The 14,673-nt window shown below is 70.2% G+C and carries 17 protein-coding genes; 5 read left to right on the top strand and 12 right to left on the bottom strand.

All coding sequences use genetic code 11. From position 1 onward, the window contains the following. Positions 1 to 9: 9 nt before the first annotated feature. Genes A3CE_RS0125660 through A3CE_RS0125640 form a run of 5 tightly spaced genes read right to left on the bottom strand, consistent with a single transcriptional unit; the run spans position 10 to position 4,698 of the window. Complete coding sequence (locus A3CE_RS0125660; protein WP_043792576.1) at positions 10 to 1,182, bottom strand: 4-hydroxybenzoate 3-monooxygenase; 1,173 nt, start codon at positions 1,180 to 1,182, stop codon at positions 10 to 12. Beyond that, positions 1,182 to 2,405, bottom strand: coding sequence for an NAD(P)/FAD-dependent oxidoreductase (locus A3CE_RS0125655; protein ID WP_020642975.1), 1,224 nt, complete (start codon positions 2,403 to 2,405; stop codon positions 1,182 to 1,184). Before A3CE_RS0125655 ends, A3CE_RS0125660 begins: the two co-directional genes overlap by 1 nt. A gap of 24 nt (positions 2,406 to 2,429) precedes the next feature. Then, complete coding sequence (locus A3CE_RS0125650; RefSeq protein ID WP_020642974.1) at positions 2,430 to 3,221, bottom strand: IclR family transcriptional regulator; 792 nt, start codon at positions 3,219 to 3,221, stop codon at positions 2,430 to 2,432. After that, positions 3,218 to 3,562 carry an NIPSNAP family protein gene (locus A3CE_RS0125645; protein ID WP_020642973.1) on the bottom strand — a complete coding sequence of 115 codons (345 nt, stop codon included), beginning with the start codon at positions 3,560 to 3,562 and terminating at the stop codon, positions 3,218 to 3,220. The genes A3CE_RS0125650 and A3CE_RS0125645 overlap by 4 nt, the downstream gene beginning before the upstream one ends. Next, positions 3,559 to 4,698, bottom strand: a complete 1,140-nt coding sequence (locus A3CE_RS0125640) for a 5-methyltetrahydropteroyltriglutamate--homocysteine S-methyltransferase (RefSeq protein WP_245589590.1) — start codon at positions 4,696 to 4,698, stop codon at positions 3,559 to 3,561. Before A3CE_RS0125640 ends, A3CE_RS0125645 begins: the two co-directional genes overlap by 4 nt. A gap of 116 nt (positions 4,699 to 4,814) precedes the next feature. Here A3CE_RS0125640 and A3CE_RS0125635 point away from each other — a divergent pair, with 116 nt between their 5' ends. Continuing rightward, complete coding sequence (locus A3CE_RS0125635; RefSeq protein WP_020642971.1) at positions 4,815 to 6,137, top strand: nucleobase:cation symporter-2 family protein; 1,323 nt, start codon at positions 4,815 to 4,817, stop codon at positions 6,135 to 6,137. Here A3CE_RS0125635 and A3CE_RS0125630 read toward each other — a convergent pair. Beyond that, positions 6,124 to 6,327, bottom strand: coding sequence for a DUF397 domain-containing protein (locus A3CE_RS0125630; RefSeq protein WP_020642970.1), 204 nt, complete (start codon positions 6,325 to 6,327; stop codon positions 6,124 to 6,126). The genes A3CE_RS0125635 and A3CE_RS0125630 overlap by 14 nt on opposite strands. Then, positions 6,324 to 7,199, bottom strand: a complete 876-nt coding sequence (locus A3CE_RS0125625) for a helix-turn-helix domain-containing protein (protein ID WP_020642969.1) — start codon at positions 7,197 to 7,199, stop codon at positions 6,324 to 6,326. The genes A3CE_RS0125630 and A3CE_RS0125625 overlap by 4 nt, the downstream gene beginning before the upstream one ends. Positions 7,200 to 7,420: 221 nt before the next feature. Here A3CE_RS0125625 and A3CE_RS0125620 point away from each other — a divergent pair, with 221 nt between their 5' ends. Next, entirely contained in the window at positions 7,421 to 7,753 is a 333-nt protein-coding gene (locus A3CE_RS0125620) for a hypothetical protein (RefSeq protein WP_125592072.1), read from the top strand. Here the strand turns inward: A3CE_RS0125620 and A3CE_RS0125615 are convergent. Continuing rightward, positions 7,740 to 8,279: a TetR/AcrR family transcriptional regulator gene (locus A3CE_RS0125615; RefSeq protein WP_020642967.1), complete on the bottom strand. Its 540-nt coding sequence runs from the start codon at positions 8,277 to 8,279 to the stop codon at positions 7,740 to 7,742. The two genes, A3CE_RS0125620 and A3CE_RS0125615, sit on opposite strands and share 14 nt — an antisense overlap. An 86-nt stretch (positions 8,280 to 8,365) precedes the next feature. Here A3CE_RS0125615 and A3CE_RS0125610 point away from each other — a divergent pair, with 86 nt between their 5' ends. Beyond that, positions 8,366 to 8,812 carry a pyridoxamine 5'-phosphate oxidase family protein gene (locus A3CE_RS0125610; RefSeq protein WP_020642966.1) on the top strand — a complete coding sequence of 149 codons (447 nt, stop codon included), beginning with the start codon at positions 8,366 to 8,368 and terminating at the stop codon, positions 8,810 to 8,812. On the opposite strand, the gene A3CE_RS0125605 is transcribed toward A3CE_RS0125610, so the two are convergent. Next, positions 8,813 to 9,349 (bottom strand): hypothetical protein, encoded by a 537-nt coding sequence (locus tag A3CE_RS0125605; protein ID WP_020642965.1) that lies wholly within the window; start codon positions 9,347 to 9,349, stop codon positions 8,813 to 8,815. 168 nt (positions 9,350 to 9,517) lie between these two features. Here A3CE_RS0125605 and A3CE_RS0125600 point away from each other — a divergent pair, with 168 nt between their 5' ends. After that, positions 9,518 to 10,258 (top strand): rhomboid-like protein, encoded by a 741-nt coding sequence (locus A3CE_RS0125600; protein WP_020642964.1) that lies wholly within the window; start codon positions 9,518 to 9,520, stop codon positions 10,256 to 10,258. Positions 10,259 to 10,297: 39 nt separating this feature from the next. Beyond that, a complete protein-coding gene (locus A3CE_RS0125595) occupies positions 10,298 to 12,658 on the top strand; it encodes a sensor domain-containing protein (RefSeq protein ID WP_020642963.1) in 2,361 nt (786 codons plus the stop codon). Here the strand turns inward: A3CE_RS0125595 and A3CE_RS0125590 are convergent. The 3 genes from A3CE_RS0125590 to A3CE_RS0125580 all read right to left on the bottom strand — a co-directional run bounded on the left by A3CE_RS0125590 (position 12,652) and on the right by A3CE_RS0125580 (position 14,651). Beyond that, complete coding sequence (locus A3CE_RS0125590) at positions 12,652 to 13,443, bottom strand: arylamine N-acetyltransferase family protein (protein WP_020642962.1); 792 nt, start codon at positions 13,441 to 13,443, stop codon at positions 12,652 to 12,654. The two genes, A3CE_RS0125595 and A3CE_RS0125590, sit on opposite strands and share 7 nt — an antisense overlap. A gap of 33 nt (positions 13,444 to 13,476) precedes the next feature. Next, positions 13,477 to 13,827, bottom strand: a complete 351-nt coding sequence (locus tag A3CE_RS0125585) for a YciI family protein (protein ID WP_026468852.1) — start codon at positions 13,825 to 13,827, stop codon at positions 13,477 to 13,479. A 239-nt stretch (positions 13,828 to 14,066) separates the two neighbouring features. Then, complete coding sequence (locus A3CE_RS0125580; RefSeq protein WP_020642960.1) at positions 14,067 to 14,651, bottom strand: class I SAM-dependent methyltransferase; 585 nt, start codon at positions 14,649 to 14,651, stop codon at positions 14,067 to 14,069. Positions 14,652 to 14,673 lie beyond the last annotated feature (22 nt).

Raw genomic sequence — 14,673 nt, 5'->3', positions numbered from 1 at the left:
TTGACGATCTTAGACGAAGGGCAGCCCCACGTAGTTCTCGGCCAGGCTGGTCGCCGCCGCTCGCGACGACGTCGTGTAGCGCAATTGCGACAGCTGCAGCTGCCGCGCGAAGCCGTCCGCGTGCGGGTCGGTGTGCAGCATCGTCGTCATGAACCACGAGAAGTGCTCGGCCCGCCACACCCGGCGCAGGCAGGTGTCCGAATAGGACTGCGCGAGTGATTCGTCCCCGCGCAGCAACGCTTCCAGCGCCCGCGCCAGCACCCGGACGTCGGCGATCGCCAGGTTCATGCCCTTGGCGCCGGTCGGCGGGACGATGTGGGCGGCGTCGCCGGCCAGGAACAGCCGTCCGTGGCGTAGCGGTTCCACGACGAAGCTGCGCATCGGCGTGATCCCCTTGTCGAGTATCGGGCCCTCTCGCAGCGTGAAGTCGCCCTCGACCTCGAGCCGGGCGGTCAGCTCGGCCCAGATCCGGTCGTCGGACCAGGCGGCGAGGGACTCGGCCGGGTCGACCTGAAGGTAGAGCCGCGTGATCTCCGGCGTCCGCATGCTGTGCAGCGCGAACCCGCGTTCGTGGTAGGTGTAGATCAGCTCGTGGTGCGACGGCGGCGTCCGCGCGAGGACACCCAGCCACGCGAACGGGTATTCGCGCTCGTACACCGTGAGCGCACTGTCCGTAATAGACGGACGGCAGATCCCGTGGAACCCGTCGCAGCCCGCCACGGCGTCGCACTCGACGGTCCGCGCAACCCCTTCGGCGTCACGGTAACCCACCCGCGGCCGATCGGTGTCCACATCGGACAGAGAGACGTCCGACACTTCGAAGGAGATCGGGTACCCGCGGGCTTCGTGCGCGTCGATCAGGTCCTTGACGATCTCCTGCTGCCCGTAGACCGTGATCGTCTTCCCGGTCAGCTCGGTCAGCTCGATCCGGTGGTCGGCGCGGTCGAACCGCAGCGACAGGCCTTCGTGCGGCATCCCTTCGGCAGCCAGCCGCTCGCCGAGTCCCAGCGACGTCAGCAGCTCGACGGTCGGCTGTTCGCACACCCCGGCCCGCACGCGCTGCCGGACGTACTCGCGGTCACGCGCTTCCAGGACCACGCAGTCGATTCCGGCTTCGTGCAGCAGGAACGACAACAGCAGCCCGGCCGGGCCGGCGCCGATCACCGCGACCTGGGTGCGCATCACGCCGCCCTCGCCTTCAGATGTGCCTTGAGATCGAAGGCGCTCGCTTCGAGGTCGGCGTACGCGGGCCGCGGCTCCGCGGCGAACAGGCGCCGCGCGGCGACGTGGTCGGCCGGCCGGTTGACCGACTCGACGGCGATGAGGACGTCGTCGCGGAAGGACAGCACGGAGAACTTGCCCTCGGCCGGGTCGCCGGCGACCACCGTCCGGTCGGCCCGGGCGAGGATCCCGGCGATCTGCAGCTTCGCGCCCGCCTGGTCCGTCCAGAACCACGGCAGGCTCGCGTACGGCTCGGGCGTGCCGGTCAGCACCGCGGCCACGCACCGGGCGTGGTCGACGGCGTTCTGCACGGACTCCAGCCGCGTCGCCGCCCCGGCCTGCACGCACGGGAAGTTCGCGCAGTCGCCGATGGCGAAGATCCGCGGGTCCGCCGTGCGCAGGTGCTCGTCGACGACGACGCCGTTGTCCACGGGAAGACCGGCGGCCGCAGCGAGCGTCGTCTCGGGCACGACACCGACGGCGACCACGACCAGGTCGGCGGGCAGCCGGGTGCCGTCGGACAGCTCGACCTCGCGGACGCGCTCGTCGCCGTGCAGGGCCGTGACGCCCTGGCCGAGCACCACCGTGTGCCCGGCCTTGCGGTGCAGCGAAGCGAAGTAGGCGGAGATTTCCGGCGTCGCGACCCGGTTGAGCAGCCGGTCCTGCGCCTCGACGATCGTCACCGGGCGGCCGGCGTGCGAGGCGAACTCCAGCCCGATGAACCCGCCGCCGACCACGACGACGTTCCCGGCCTGTTCGAGCGACGCGCGCAACCGGTCGGCGTCGTCGCGGGTGCGCAGGGTCAGCACGCCCGGCAGGTCCGCGCCGGGCACGGGCAGCCGCCGGTTGCGCGCGCCGGTGGCGAGGATCAGGTGGTCGTAGCCGAGCTTCCGGCCGTCTTCGAGCCGGATTTCGCGCGCGCCGCGGTCGAGGGCCTCGACCCGGGCGTCGACCAGCTCGATGTCCTTCTCGGCGAAGAAGTCCTCACCACGCAGGTACAGCTGTTCCTGCCCGGCGGTCCCGGCCAGGTAGGCCTTCGACAGCGGCGGCCGCTGGTACGGCACGCCCGGCTCCTCCCCGACCAGCACGACCCGGCCGTCGAAGCCGCGATCCCGCAGCGAAGCCACGGCCTGGAACCCGCTCTGCCCCGCCCCGACGACGAGAACCGTGTTCTGTCCACCCATGCCTTTCATCCGATCACAAGAGGCTCAAGCCGTCGAGGAGTCGCCGGAGGACCGCAGTGCCCGCGGCGCGCCCAGCACCCGCGAAATGCCGCGCGCCGCCGCCCGCACCGCCGGGATCAGCGTCCGCGGATCCGTCCCCTCGGCGGGGACGACGACCGAGATCGCCGCCACCACCTCGTCCGTCGAGTCGTACACGGGCGCCGCCACCGACAGGGCGACCAGTTCGATCTGGCCGTCGCTGATCGCGTATCCGTCGCGGCGAACGTCCGCCAGCACCCGCCGCAGCTGCTCGGGCGAGCCGATCGTCTTCGGCGTGAACGTCTTCAGCGGGCCGGTCAGGACCTCTTCCTGCGCCTCGGCCGGCGCGTGCGCCAGCAGCACCTGGCCGACGCCGGTCGCGTGCGCGGGCAGCCGGCCGCCGACCCGCGTCAGGACGTTGACCGCGCCGCGGCCGGAGATGCGCTCGACGAACACCACCTCCGGCCCGTCGAGCACCGCGAGCTGCACGTTCTGGTGCGTGGCCTCGTAGAGGTCCTCCAGGAACGGCATCGCGCTCTCCCGCAGCTCCGCGCCGTGCGGCGCGAGCGACGCGACCTCCCACAGCCACAGCCCGACGCGGTACTCGCCCGCTTCGTCGCGCACGAGCGCGCCGCGCCTGGTCAGCTCGCCGGCCAGCCGGTGCGTGGTCGACAGCGGCAGCCCGGCCCGGCGGCTGAGCTCCGACAGCGTCAGCCGCGGCCGCTCGGCCGTGAACGCGCCCAGCAGATCGAGGACCCGGTCCACGACCGACGGCGGCCGCGACGCGCTGTGTCTCACCCGTCTTCGTCGCCCGGTTCGTCGCCCGGTTCGTCGTCCGGGAGCAGCGGGCGCATGAACGTCCGCCGGTACCGCACCACGCACCCGCTTTCCTCGCGGATCTTGTCGGCCTCGATGAAATCCGGGTCGACGCCGAACAGCGTCCGGTAGCGCTCGTACGCGGCGAGGCTCTCGAAGCTGAACAGCGCGCGTGCTTCGTCGCTCGCCCCCTCCGCCGGCAGGAAGTAGCCGTGGTGGACGCCGCCTTCGCGCTGCACCAGCCGCATCCACGCCGCGGCGAAGCGTTCGAAGTCGGGGAGCTTCGCGGCGTCGATGACGTAGTCGACGACGCACGTGATCATTTGCCTCCCCAGACGCGGTCGGCCGTCGCGACGATCAGCTCCAGCTTCCGCAGCTGGTCGTCCGTGGTCAGGTCGTTGCCCTCCTCGGTCGAGGAGAACCCGCACTGCGGCGACAGGCAGAGCCGGTCGATGTCGACATAGCGCGAAGCCTCTTCGATCCGCCGCACCAGGACGTCCGGGTCCTCGAGCTCCGGCCGCTTGGTCGTGACCAGGCCGAGGACGACCTTCTTGTCCTTGGGCACGAACCGCAGCGGCTCGAAGCCGCCGGAGCGTTCGTCGTCGTACTCGAGGAAGAACCCGTCGACCGCCAGCTCCCCGAACAGCGCCTCCGCGACGAACTCGTAGCTGCCCTCGGCGGCCCACGACGACCGGAAGTTGCCGCGGCACAGGTGGGTCGTCACGGTCAGGCCATCGGGACGGCCGGCCAGCGCCGCGTTCATCGTCGCGATGTTGCGCACGTGCTGGGTGTCCGGGTCGCCGCCCATCCGCGCGACGAGCTCCCGCTGCGCCGGGTCGTTCAGGTAGGCGAGGCTGGTGTCGTCGAGCTGCAGGTACCGGCAGCCGAGGCCGGTCATCGCGGTGATCTGGTCCTTGTAGGCCGTGCTCAGGTCGGCGAAGAACTCTTCGAGGTCCGGATAGACGCTCTCGCTCACCGCGGCCCGGCCGCCGCGGTAGTAGACCATGCTCGGCGACGGGATGGTCAGCTTCGGCGTCACGCCGGGGTCCACATGGGACTCGAGGAACCGGAAGTGGTCGGCGAAGATCGGCTCGTCGAGCCGCACCTTGCCGTCGACCTGCAGGCCCGGCGGGCTGAACTCGAGGTCGCCCGCCAGGTTGTGGAACTTCACGTGCAGCCGCTCGTCGCTCCTCGAGATCCCGCCGAGCGAGTAGATGAAGTCCATGTGCCACGAGGCACGCCGGAACTCACCGTCGGTCGCCGAGCTCAGCCCGGCCGCCTTCTGCATCTTGATCACGTCGCGGATCGCGTCGTCCTCGACCGCGCGGAGCTGCTCCGCGCCGATCTCGCCGCTTTCGTGCCGCCGCCGCGCGTCACGCAGCACCGGGGGCCGCAGCAGGCTCCCGACGTGATCGGCGCGAAACGGCGGACCCACCTGGGAAATACCGCCCGAAGTCATGCACCGATGGTCACACATTCGCGGCCTTCGCGCCGCCCCTCGAAACAAGATCATCACGGGCGGGACTTGCTACCGTCACCGTCACCGATTGGCTGACCGGCGGAAAGGGGCTGTTCATGACGAAACACCCGGTCGACGAAGGTCTTCCGGCCGGACGGCTGACGCTGCTCGGCCTGCAGCACATGTCGATCATGTACGCCGGCTCGGTCGCCGTGCCGCTGATCGTCGGCAGCGCGCTGAAGCTGGACCCGGCGACGATCGGGCTGCTGGTCAACGCCGACCTCCTGGTCGCGGGCATCGCGACGCTGATCCAGGCGGTCGGGATCGGGAAGGTCCTCGGCATCCGGCTGCCGGTGGTGGCGGGCGCGACGTTCAGCGTCGTCAACCCGATGATCCTCATCGCGTCGCAGTACGGCCTGCCCGCGGTGTACGGCGCGATGCTCGCGTCCGGCGTCTTCGGGCTGCTGATCGCGAAGCCGTTCGCCAAGATGATCCGCTTCTTCCCGCCGCTGGTCTCCGGGACGCTGCTGCTGGTCATCGGCGTCTCGCTGGTCGGACCCGGCGCGGCGATGATCGCCGGGCACGACTCGAGCGCGCCGGACTACGCGGCGCCGTCGCACATCGCGCTGGCGTTCGGCGTGATCGCGCTGGTCGTGTTCTTCACGCGGGTGCTGCGGGGATTCGCCAACCAGGTCGGGCCGCTGCTGGCACTCGTCATCGGGCTGGTCGTGGCGGTGCCGATGGGCCTGGTGCACGGGGACGGCATCGGCGACGCGGGCTGGTTCGGCCTCGCCTCGCCGTTCCACTTCGGCGCGCCGACGTTCCCGATCGCGGCGGTGCTGTCGATGTGCGTGGTCATGCTGGTGACGTTCACCGAGTCCACGGCCGACCTGATCGCCGTCGGCGAGATCACCGGGCGGCCGCCGACCGACGCCGACCTCGCGCGCGGCCTGGCCACCGACGGCGTCTCGGCCGTCCTCGGCGGCGTGATGAACTCCTTCCCCGACACGGCGTTCGCGCAGAACGTCGGCCTGGTGCAGATGACGGGCGTGCGCAGCCGCTGGGTCGCCGCGGTGACCGGCGGGGTGCTCGTCCTGATGGGCCTGGTGCCGAAGATCGGCGCGTTCATCGCGGCGATCCCGGAGCCGGTGATCGGCGGCGTCGCGGTGGTGATGTTCGCGATGGTCGCCGCGGTCGGCGTGCAGAACCTGCGCAAGGTGGAGTTCTCCGGCAACCACAACACGTTCGTCGTGGCGGTGGCCCTCGGCGTCGGGCTGCTCCCGGCGTTCGTGCCCGACTTCTTCAAGCACTTTCCGACCTGGCTGCAGACGATCGGCGGCAGCCCGATCACGGTGACCGCGTTCCTGGCCTTCTCGCTGAACCTGCTGTTCAACCACCTCGGACAGCGCCGCGAGCCGGACCTGCTCAAAGCGCCGTGAGCGCCGCCCGCCACTGATCACGGGAGAAGGCCAGGACAGGCGAGCCGGCGCCGAGCTTGGAGTCCCGGACGCCGACCCATTCGGTCGTCGCGGTGTTCACCTCGACGCACTCGCCCTGGCCTCCGCTGGCGCTGGACTTGAACCAACCGTCGGCATCACGGAGGGCGGTCAGGGCTTCAGCTTGGTTCACCGGGTGATCTCCTTCGCAACTTGCTTGATCAGGGCGATGCTCTGATCCGGTTTGAGGGCCTTGTTCACCTGAATGCGGGTCAGGTCATCGCGGTAGATCGCGATCTCGGCAGGGTCTTCGATGAACGTGCCGCGGATGCGGGACTCGAACCAGACGGTGCCCGGGTCGTCCTCGAATTCGGCCGGGTAGTCCATGATCGTGAAGGCCCCCTCGATGCCGGGGTGACCACCGGCGGCGGCAGGCAGGACCTGCACCGTGACATTCGACAGCTCGGCCAGCTTGATCAGCCGCTCGAGCTGGCGGCGCATCACGGCCGGGCCCCCGACGACCCGGCGCAGCGCGGCTTCGTCGATGACACGCCACACCTGCAGCGGTTCCAGGTCGGTGCGGTGAGTGAGCACCTCGTGGCGCGCCATGCGCAGTTCGACGCGACGATTCACTTCGGCGTCGGGCAAGGTGGGATTGACCTCGCGGATGATCGCTTCGGCGTATTCAGGCAGCTGGAACAGCCCGTGCACGACCATGGCGTCGTAGCCGCTGAGCTGCCGGGCGATGGATTCCAGGCCCAGGTACATGGTGAACCACTCGGGTGTGACGTCGGAGAACCCGATCCACCAGTCCTTGCCCTTCTTGGCACGAGACAGCAGCGTCCGGAAGAACTGGATGCGGTCCGCGTGGCCGTACCAGGTGAGCAGGACTTCCAGATCGGCAGCGCTGGGCAGGTTCCGGCCGACCTCGACGTGGCCCGGCCACGCGGCGGTCTTGCCCAGGCGCTCCGCCACGTCGGCGCGCTCGTACTCGGCTCGTTGACGCAGTCGCTTCAGCTCGACGCCGATCCATCGCTTGAGCGCGCTCCGGCTCGACTCGACCATCGGCGTCACCTCCCGGCAGAGCTCATGGCTCATTCATCACCCGAAAAGACCACGCCAAGGGCTAGCGCGCTACTTTGTAGCACACTACATTGAAGCGTGGCTGCTCTGTAGTTCTGACAAGCGATCACAGTAGCCCCTGGCGACACGGCAAGCGGAGAAGATCCACGACCCGTGTCGCCAGGCTTCTCGACGAACCAGGTCCGGCGCCGATGGAGTACGTGATGACACCCGAACCGACGGTGAACGACCCAGCCGGAGCAGACCCACTCTGCGACGAATCCGAGTTCTCCGCGCTCATCGAAGAGATGGTCGCCCTGGAAGCGCCACGGTTGTTCGCCGTAGTGCAGGAGTACGGCGAACGCGTCGACGCGAGGATCGCCGCCTGGGGCATCGCGTTCCCCGATCACACCGAGGTCATCACCACCGACCACGCCCGGCGCATGAGCCTGTCGGCACCCAGCCGCGCACTGCGCCTCTTCAGCTACGGCAACCGCATCCGCGCCCGCATCACCTGGGTGACCCTTAACGGAGCCACCGCACTCAAAGCGCCGTGAGCAGCCGTTCGACGAGCCGGGCCCCGGTGCCCGGCTCGACCGGGCGCCGGAACAGCACGCGCAGGTAGAGCGGAGCCAGCACGTAGTCGAGCACCTCGTCGACCGACGGCACCGGCTCGCCGCGCTCCGCGGCCTTGTCGAGGGTGGCCTGCAGGTCGTCCCCCCGGGCCCGGAGGTATTCGACCGGCTTCTCCTCCGGCCTCAGGGTGGCAACGAGCGCGCGGAGCAGGATCTGCCCGCGCGGGTCACGCATCGCACGCTCGACGCCTTCGGCCCAGCCGAGCAGGTCGCCGCGCAGCGAACCGGTGTCCGGGATCGGCGACGTCGAACGCAGGCGCGTCACCGCGGCGTCGAGCAGCAAGTTGTCCCGGCTGCCCCAGCGCCGGTAGACGCTCGTCGGGTTCACGCCCGCGCGCTCGGCGATCTTCGGGATGGCGGCGTCGATCTCGCCCGCGGCGAGCAGCTCGACGACGGCTTCGTGCACCGCGTCGCGGACGCGGGCGCTACGGCCGCCTGGTCGGGTCATGTGCCCACCTTAAAGCAAGACCGCTTGCTTTTGTGAGCCCACTGTGGCTAGCTTTAAGGCAAATCAGTTTGCCTTAAGGAGCAGTCATGGCCCGCAAGATGACCCAGGAAGAGCGCGAGCAGTTCCTCGCCCAGCCGCAGGTCGGCGTGCTCAGCGTCGCGGCCGAGCCCGGGCGGGCGCCGCTGACCACGCCGATCTGGTACCGCTACGAGCCCGGCGGCGACGTCGTCGTCATGACGTCGCCCGGCCTGCGCAAGGCCCGGCTGATCGAAGCGGCCGGCCGGTTCGCGCTGTGCGTCCAGCAGCAGGACGGCGTCTACAAGTACGTCTCGGTCGAGGGACCGGTCGTGAAGTCGTGGCCGATGACCAAGGCGGAGCGGCACGAGATGGCGGCCCGCTACCTGCCCCCGGGCGTGAGCGAGGCGTACACCGACGCGACCGACGAAACCCACGGCGGCAACATCGCGATCGTGATGCGCCCGGAGCGCTGGAACACCTCGGACTTCAGCGACATCGCGGAGAAACTCGCCTGATCACCAGCAGATGATCAGGAAGCAGGACGTCGGCCGGGGCTTCGGCGGAGGGGGCGGAGTCGGCGGCCGACCATCGGCCGGGGGCGTGGTCGTGGCCGCCGAGGTGCCCGTCGGCACGAGACCGGCCGTCGTGGTGGCCGTCGCCGTGGTTTCGGTGCTGCCGCCGTTGTTGTTCTGCGTGGCCGGCGGCGTGCTGCCCGGCACCTCGGTGACGGTGCCGCGGTGCTCGCCGGACGCGGTGACGACCTCGCCGCCGGTGCCGCCGCCGATCCCGCTGTCGGACGGCGAGTCGGTGGCCTGGTCCACCCCGCCGAGGCCGGTGGTGCGCTGCGGGAACGGGATGACCTGGATCTGGTCGACCGGGGCGGCGTCCTGACGCGTGGTGCCGCCGAAGGCGACCAGCACCGCGGCGGCCCCGCAGCCGATGACGACGGCCAGCATCACCGCGACCACCCGCCAGCGCGCGCTGGCCGGTGGCGGCTTGTCGCCCCAGCCTTCGCGGACGAGCAACTCGGCGACCGATATCTCGTCGTTCACCCCGACAGACCTTCCCGAGAGGCCTTTCGGCCGAATCGTGACCGTATTCTTACCGTACAAGCCCCCCGAATGGGTGAAGTAGCGGCAAAAATCTGTCACGGATCGCTGTCCTTGACCGTGAGTGACGTCCACAGCGTTTTCTAAGCCGGCGCTCGGAATACTCCCAGCATGACCGGCGAAGCTCAGTCCATGCTGCTGAAGGCGAGACAGCCGGTCCCCCGGACGTCCGTCAGCGTGCGTACTTTGCTCCGGTTCGTCCCGAATCCGAAGACGACGCCGTTCACCTTCGGCTACCTGATCGTCCTGCTCGGAACGACTCTGCTGCTCGAGTTCGCCGACCCGGCGGTGACCGAACGGCTGCTCCGGCTCTCCAGCACCGACGCCCACAACCTGTGGCGGCGCCCGCTGACCTCGCTGCTGACCAGCGCGTTCTGGCTCCCGGACCAGGGCTGGCTCGCCTACGCCGTGATCTTCGCGGTCGCTGTCGCCCCGCTGGAACGCCGCTTCGCCACCCGCCGCGTGGCTACCGTGTTCTTCTCCGGCCACGTGCTCGCCACGCTCGTCACCGAGCTTCCGGTGATGGCCTTGATCGGCGCCCACGTCCTGCCGCGCTCCGCCGGCCTCTGGCTCGACATCGGCGTCAGCTACGGCTTCTTCACCACGGCCGGCGCACTTGTGTTCCTGCTGCGCGGCCGCGCGCGGCTGGGGGCACTGGCCGCGATGGAGGCGTTCATCGCGGTGATCTACCTCAGCGACGACCCGGTGAGCCTCGATTCGATCGTCACGCTGCTCGGCCACGCGTTCGCCGCCCACTTCGGGTTGCTGTTCTGGGGACCGCGCCTGTGGCGCGTAGCCGCAGGCCGGGGCCCGATTCCGGCGGATATACACGAGCCGGAGTCGGTGGTGTAATCGACGGGTCAACCGCCGACTTCACGGGGACGGACGCACATGGAGGCAGACGCCGTCGCCGCGAGCGGGCCGGCCGAGCCATCCGCCGACCCCACCGAGCTGGTCGAACTGAGCCCGGACGCGATCTGCGTCCACCGGAACGGTGTCCTCACCTACGCGAACCGCGCCGCCATCGACACCTTCGCCGCCCGGTCGGCGGACGAGGTCGTCGGGCGCCGGTTCTCCGACTTCGTCGCCGAGGAGTCGCAGCCGACCTGGGTGGAGAAGCTCGCCGAGCTGACCGGGCCGGGTGCGGCGACCAAGCCCGTCGAAGCCCTGATGTGCCGGCTGGACGGGAGCAAGTTCGCGGTGGAGACGGTGTCGGTGCGCCTCCACGACCACCTCGCCTACCAGGTCGTCATGCGCGACATCACGGCGAAGAAGGCCGCCGCCGACGCCCTCCACTACCAGGCCGCGCTGGTGTCGCACGTCAGCGACGCCCTGATCGCGACCACCGGCGAAGGCGTCGTGACCAGCTGGAACCCGGCCGCCGAGGCGGTGTACGGCTGGACCGCGGCCGAAGCCGTCGGGCGGTGCGCGAGCGAGCTCGTCGGCGCCCCGCTCGACCTGCCCGCCATCCGGCGCGGCGGCGGCGTCGCGGAAGCGGTGCACCGGCGGCGGGACGGCGCACCGCTGGCGATCCGCGTCTCGGCGGCCGAGATGAACGACGGATACGTGCTCGTCTGCGCCGACGAAACCGCGCGGCGGCGGGCCGAGCAGAACTACCGCACGGTCGTCGCTTCCCTCGACGAAGGCGTGCTCGTGATGGGCGCGTCCGGGCTCATCGAAGCGGCGAACCCGGCGGCCTGCCGGATCCTGGGCGTCGCCGAAGCCGACCTGATCGGCGTCCCGTGCCACACGCTGGTGCTGTTCACCGAGTCCGGACGGTGGCTCCCGCCGGACGAGATGCCTTCCGTGCAGACCCGGCGGACCGGGGTGACGCACAACGGCCTGGTCGTCCGCCTGCGCCGGCCCGACGGCCGCGACGTCTGGGTGGCGCTGACGTCCCGGTTGCTCAACCCCGACGACCCGGCGGCGATGGCCGTCGTCACGTCGTTCACCGACATCACCGAGACCCGCGCGATCAGCGCACGGCTGGCCCACGACGCGACCCACGACCCGCTCACCCGGCTGGGCAACCGGACCTTGGTGCTCGGCAGGCTGGACGCCCGTGACCGGGGCGCGGTCACGGTGCTGTTCCTCGACCTCGACAAGTTCAAGGTCATCAACGACTCGCTCGGGCACTCGGTCGGCGACCAGGTGCTGCGGATCGTCGGCGAGCGCCTGCGCCGCAGCTGCGGCCGCGACGACCTGGTCGGCAGGCTCGGCGGCGACGAGTTCGTGGTCGTCACCGGCGAAGTCACCGACCCCGGCGAAGTCCGCGCGCTGGCCGAGCACCTGCGGGCCGCACTGGCCGAGCCGATCGGCGTGCTCGGCAGGCAGCTGCACCTCGACGCTAGCATCGGTGTCGTGCTCGTCGGCCGCGACGACCGGCGCAGCGCCGAGGACCTGCTGCGCGACGCCGACGTGGCGATGTATCAGGCGAAGACGCTCGGGCGGGGCCGTCACCACTTCTTCGACGTCGGCCTGCGCGAGCGGATGCAGCGGCGGCTGCGGATGGAGCAGGACCTGCGCGACGCGGTCGGCTCCGGCCAGCTCTGGCCCGTGTACCAGCCGGTCGTCGACCTGCGGACCGGCGAGATGGTCGCGGTCGAGGCGCTGCTGCGCTGGACGCACCCCCGGCACGGCGCGATCCCGCCCGCGGAGTTCATCCCGCTCGCCGAAGAGAGCGACCTGATCAACGTGATCGGCAAGGAGATACTCCGCGCGACCACCCGCGAGATCGCCGCGCGGCGCACCGGCCAGAGGCTGGACCTGACGCTGAAGGTCAACCTGTCCGCCCGCCAGCTCGACGACCCGCACCTGGTGCCCGCGGTCGAGGACGCGCTCGCGAACACCGGCCTGCCCGCCGCCGCGCTGTGCCTGGAGGTCACCGAAAGCGCGTTGATGCGCGACCAGGCGGCGGCCGCGGAAGTGCTGGCGTCGCTGCGGTCGCTGGGGGTGCTGCTGGCGATCGACGACTTCGGCACCGGCTATTCGTCACTCGCGCAGCTGCGCAGCCTGACCCTGGACACGCTCAAGATCGACCGTTCGTTCATCACCGGGATCGCCGAGTCCCGGGACGCGGCGGCCATCGTGACGAGCATCATCGCGATGGCCCACGCGGTGGGCCTGACGGTGATCGCCGAAGGGGTCGAGTCGGCGGAGCAGCTGGACCTGCTCCGCACGCTCGGCTGCGATCAGGCGCAGGGCTACCACCTCGGCCGCCCGGTGCCGGCGGCCGAGTTGTTCGGTCAGTAGACGTTCTTCAGCCGGTCCAGCTCGTCCGCCGTCAGCTCGATGCCGAGGTCCTTGAGGGTGGCGTCGAGCTCGTCCGGCGCGACGGTGCTGGTTTCGCTGGTGCCGTCCGGCTTTTCCACGGTGAGTTCGCGCCCGAGCAGCCTCCGGCCGACCCCGGGTTCGAGCGTCATGATCACCAGCCGCCCGGTGAAGGGCGACTTCGGGTGCGTCGACGTGTAGTGGTGGTAGACCTCGTAGTCGATGCGGTGCATCTCGTCGAGCGGGAACTCGAGGATGTCCTCGTCGCCTTTTCGGAGCGTCCACCAGTGACCGTTCCGGACGAGCCGCTGCGGCCAGCCGGCCTGGTCGGCTTCGTGGCCGTCGACGAGCGGCATCGGGTCGAGGATCCCTGCCCCGTACCCGACGTCGGCGAGGAACTGCCGGCCGTCGACGTCGGCGACCAGTGTCATGTGCGTGCAGGGCCCCGGCCGCCGCGGCTGGACGCGCGCGGCGAGCCGGTGCACGGTGTAGCCGAGCCGTTCGAGGACGGCGGCGAAGAGGCCACTGTGTTCGTAGCAGTAGCCGCCCCGCCGCCGTCCGACGAGCTTCGCGCTCACGACGTCGAGCGAAATCCCTTGGTGCTGCCCGAGAACGACGTCGACGTTCTCGAACGGGATGGCCCGGACGTGCGCGCGCATGAGGTCTTTCAACGCTTCAGCCGACGGCGGCCGGCGTGTCTGCCCGGTCCGCGCCAGGTAGGCGTCGAGATCGACGGCGTCGATGTCCCATTCCCCAGGTGTGGTCATGGGTTCAGGGTGCAACCTCGACCTCGATCGAGGTCAACCTTCGTGCACGACCTTCCGCACCTCGACGGCGGTGTACTGCGCGTCCGGGATCTTGGCGGCCAGCTCGACAGCGCGTTCCTCGCTTTCGACGTCGACGACGTAGTAGCCGCAGAGGAAGGCCTCGGACTCGACGAAGCCACCGGTTTTCGTCTGCGCCACACCGTTCTTGACCTGGATGGTCTTGGTTTCGCCGGGCTCGGCGAGCGCCTTGGTCTCGACCATCTCGCCGGACTCGGTGATCAGGGTGATGAAGGCACCGTGTCCTTCGTAGACGGCGTTCTTCTGGTCGTCGGTCAGGGTGGCCCAGAGGGCCGGGTTCATGTGAAGGGTAAGCAGGTATCGCATTTCGGCTCCCCGGTTCGGGTGGCGGCCCGCGTTCGGGCTGCCTTCGCCGGGTGGTCGTCGCCAGCCGGCGGCTCCGGACACCGCTTCCCGCGGTTCACTCGTTCGGCCTAACGTGTCCTTGTCGGCCGACACTGAGCCACTCTTCGGTTTGCCGGTACCGGCCGTATGCCACCGGTCCCAGTCCCGACCAGGCGCCGAGCGAGCTGCCGAAACCCGCCGGCGCCTTCCCTCGTCCGGACTCAGCTTCGGCTGACGAGCACGTATCGCTCGTCCTCGATCGGAGCGCCCCACAAGGCCGGGTCGTCGAGCCGCGTCACCGACGCCTCTTCTCGCCGGGCGCGGACAAGACGTTCGCACTCCTCGGCCGAGATCCCGGCGCCGGTGAACCACCGCCCTTCCACGAGGACCAGCCGGCCACCGGGTTTCAGCAGCCGCACCCAGGTGTCCACCGCGGCGGACGGGTCGGACATGACCCACAGGACGTGCCGGACGAGAACGACGTCGTAGGTGCCCGGCGAGCAAGGAGGATCGGCCGCATCCCCCCGGCGCAGTTCGACGCTCACCCCGGCCGCTTCGGCTTTCTTCCCGGCCACGTCGAGCATCCGCGGCGAGAGGTCGACCCCGCAGACTGCATACCCGGCCTCGGCCAGCAGAACGGCGAGACTGCCGGTCCCACACCCGAGGTCGGCGACCGCCGCCGGAGCAGGGGGCAGCAACGGCAGGAGCAGATCCGCCCAGGCAGCGCGCACCCCGAGATCGCGGAGGCCGTGGTCGGGCTGATCGTCGAAGGTCGCGGCTTGGGCGTCCCAGTCGTCTTGCGTCACCGGGACATCGTGCCGGACGCCA

It is taken from the genome of Amycolatopsis balhimycina FH 1894, from assembly GCF_000384295.1.
Classification (GTDB): domain Bacteria; phylum Actinomycetota; class Actinomycetes; order Mycobacteriales; family Pseudonocardiaceae; genus Amycolatopsis; species Amycolatopsis balhimycina.
The sequence above is the reverse complement of the archived record's forward strand: the minus strand, read 5'-3'. Positions and strand labels throughout refer to the sequence as shown.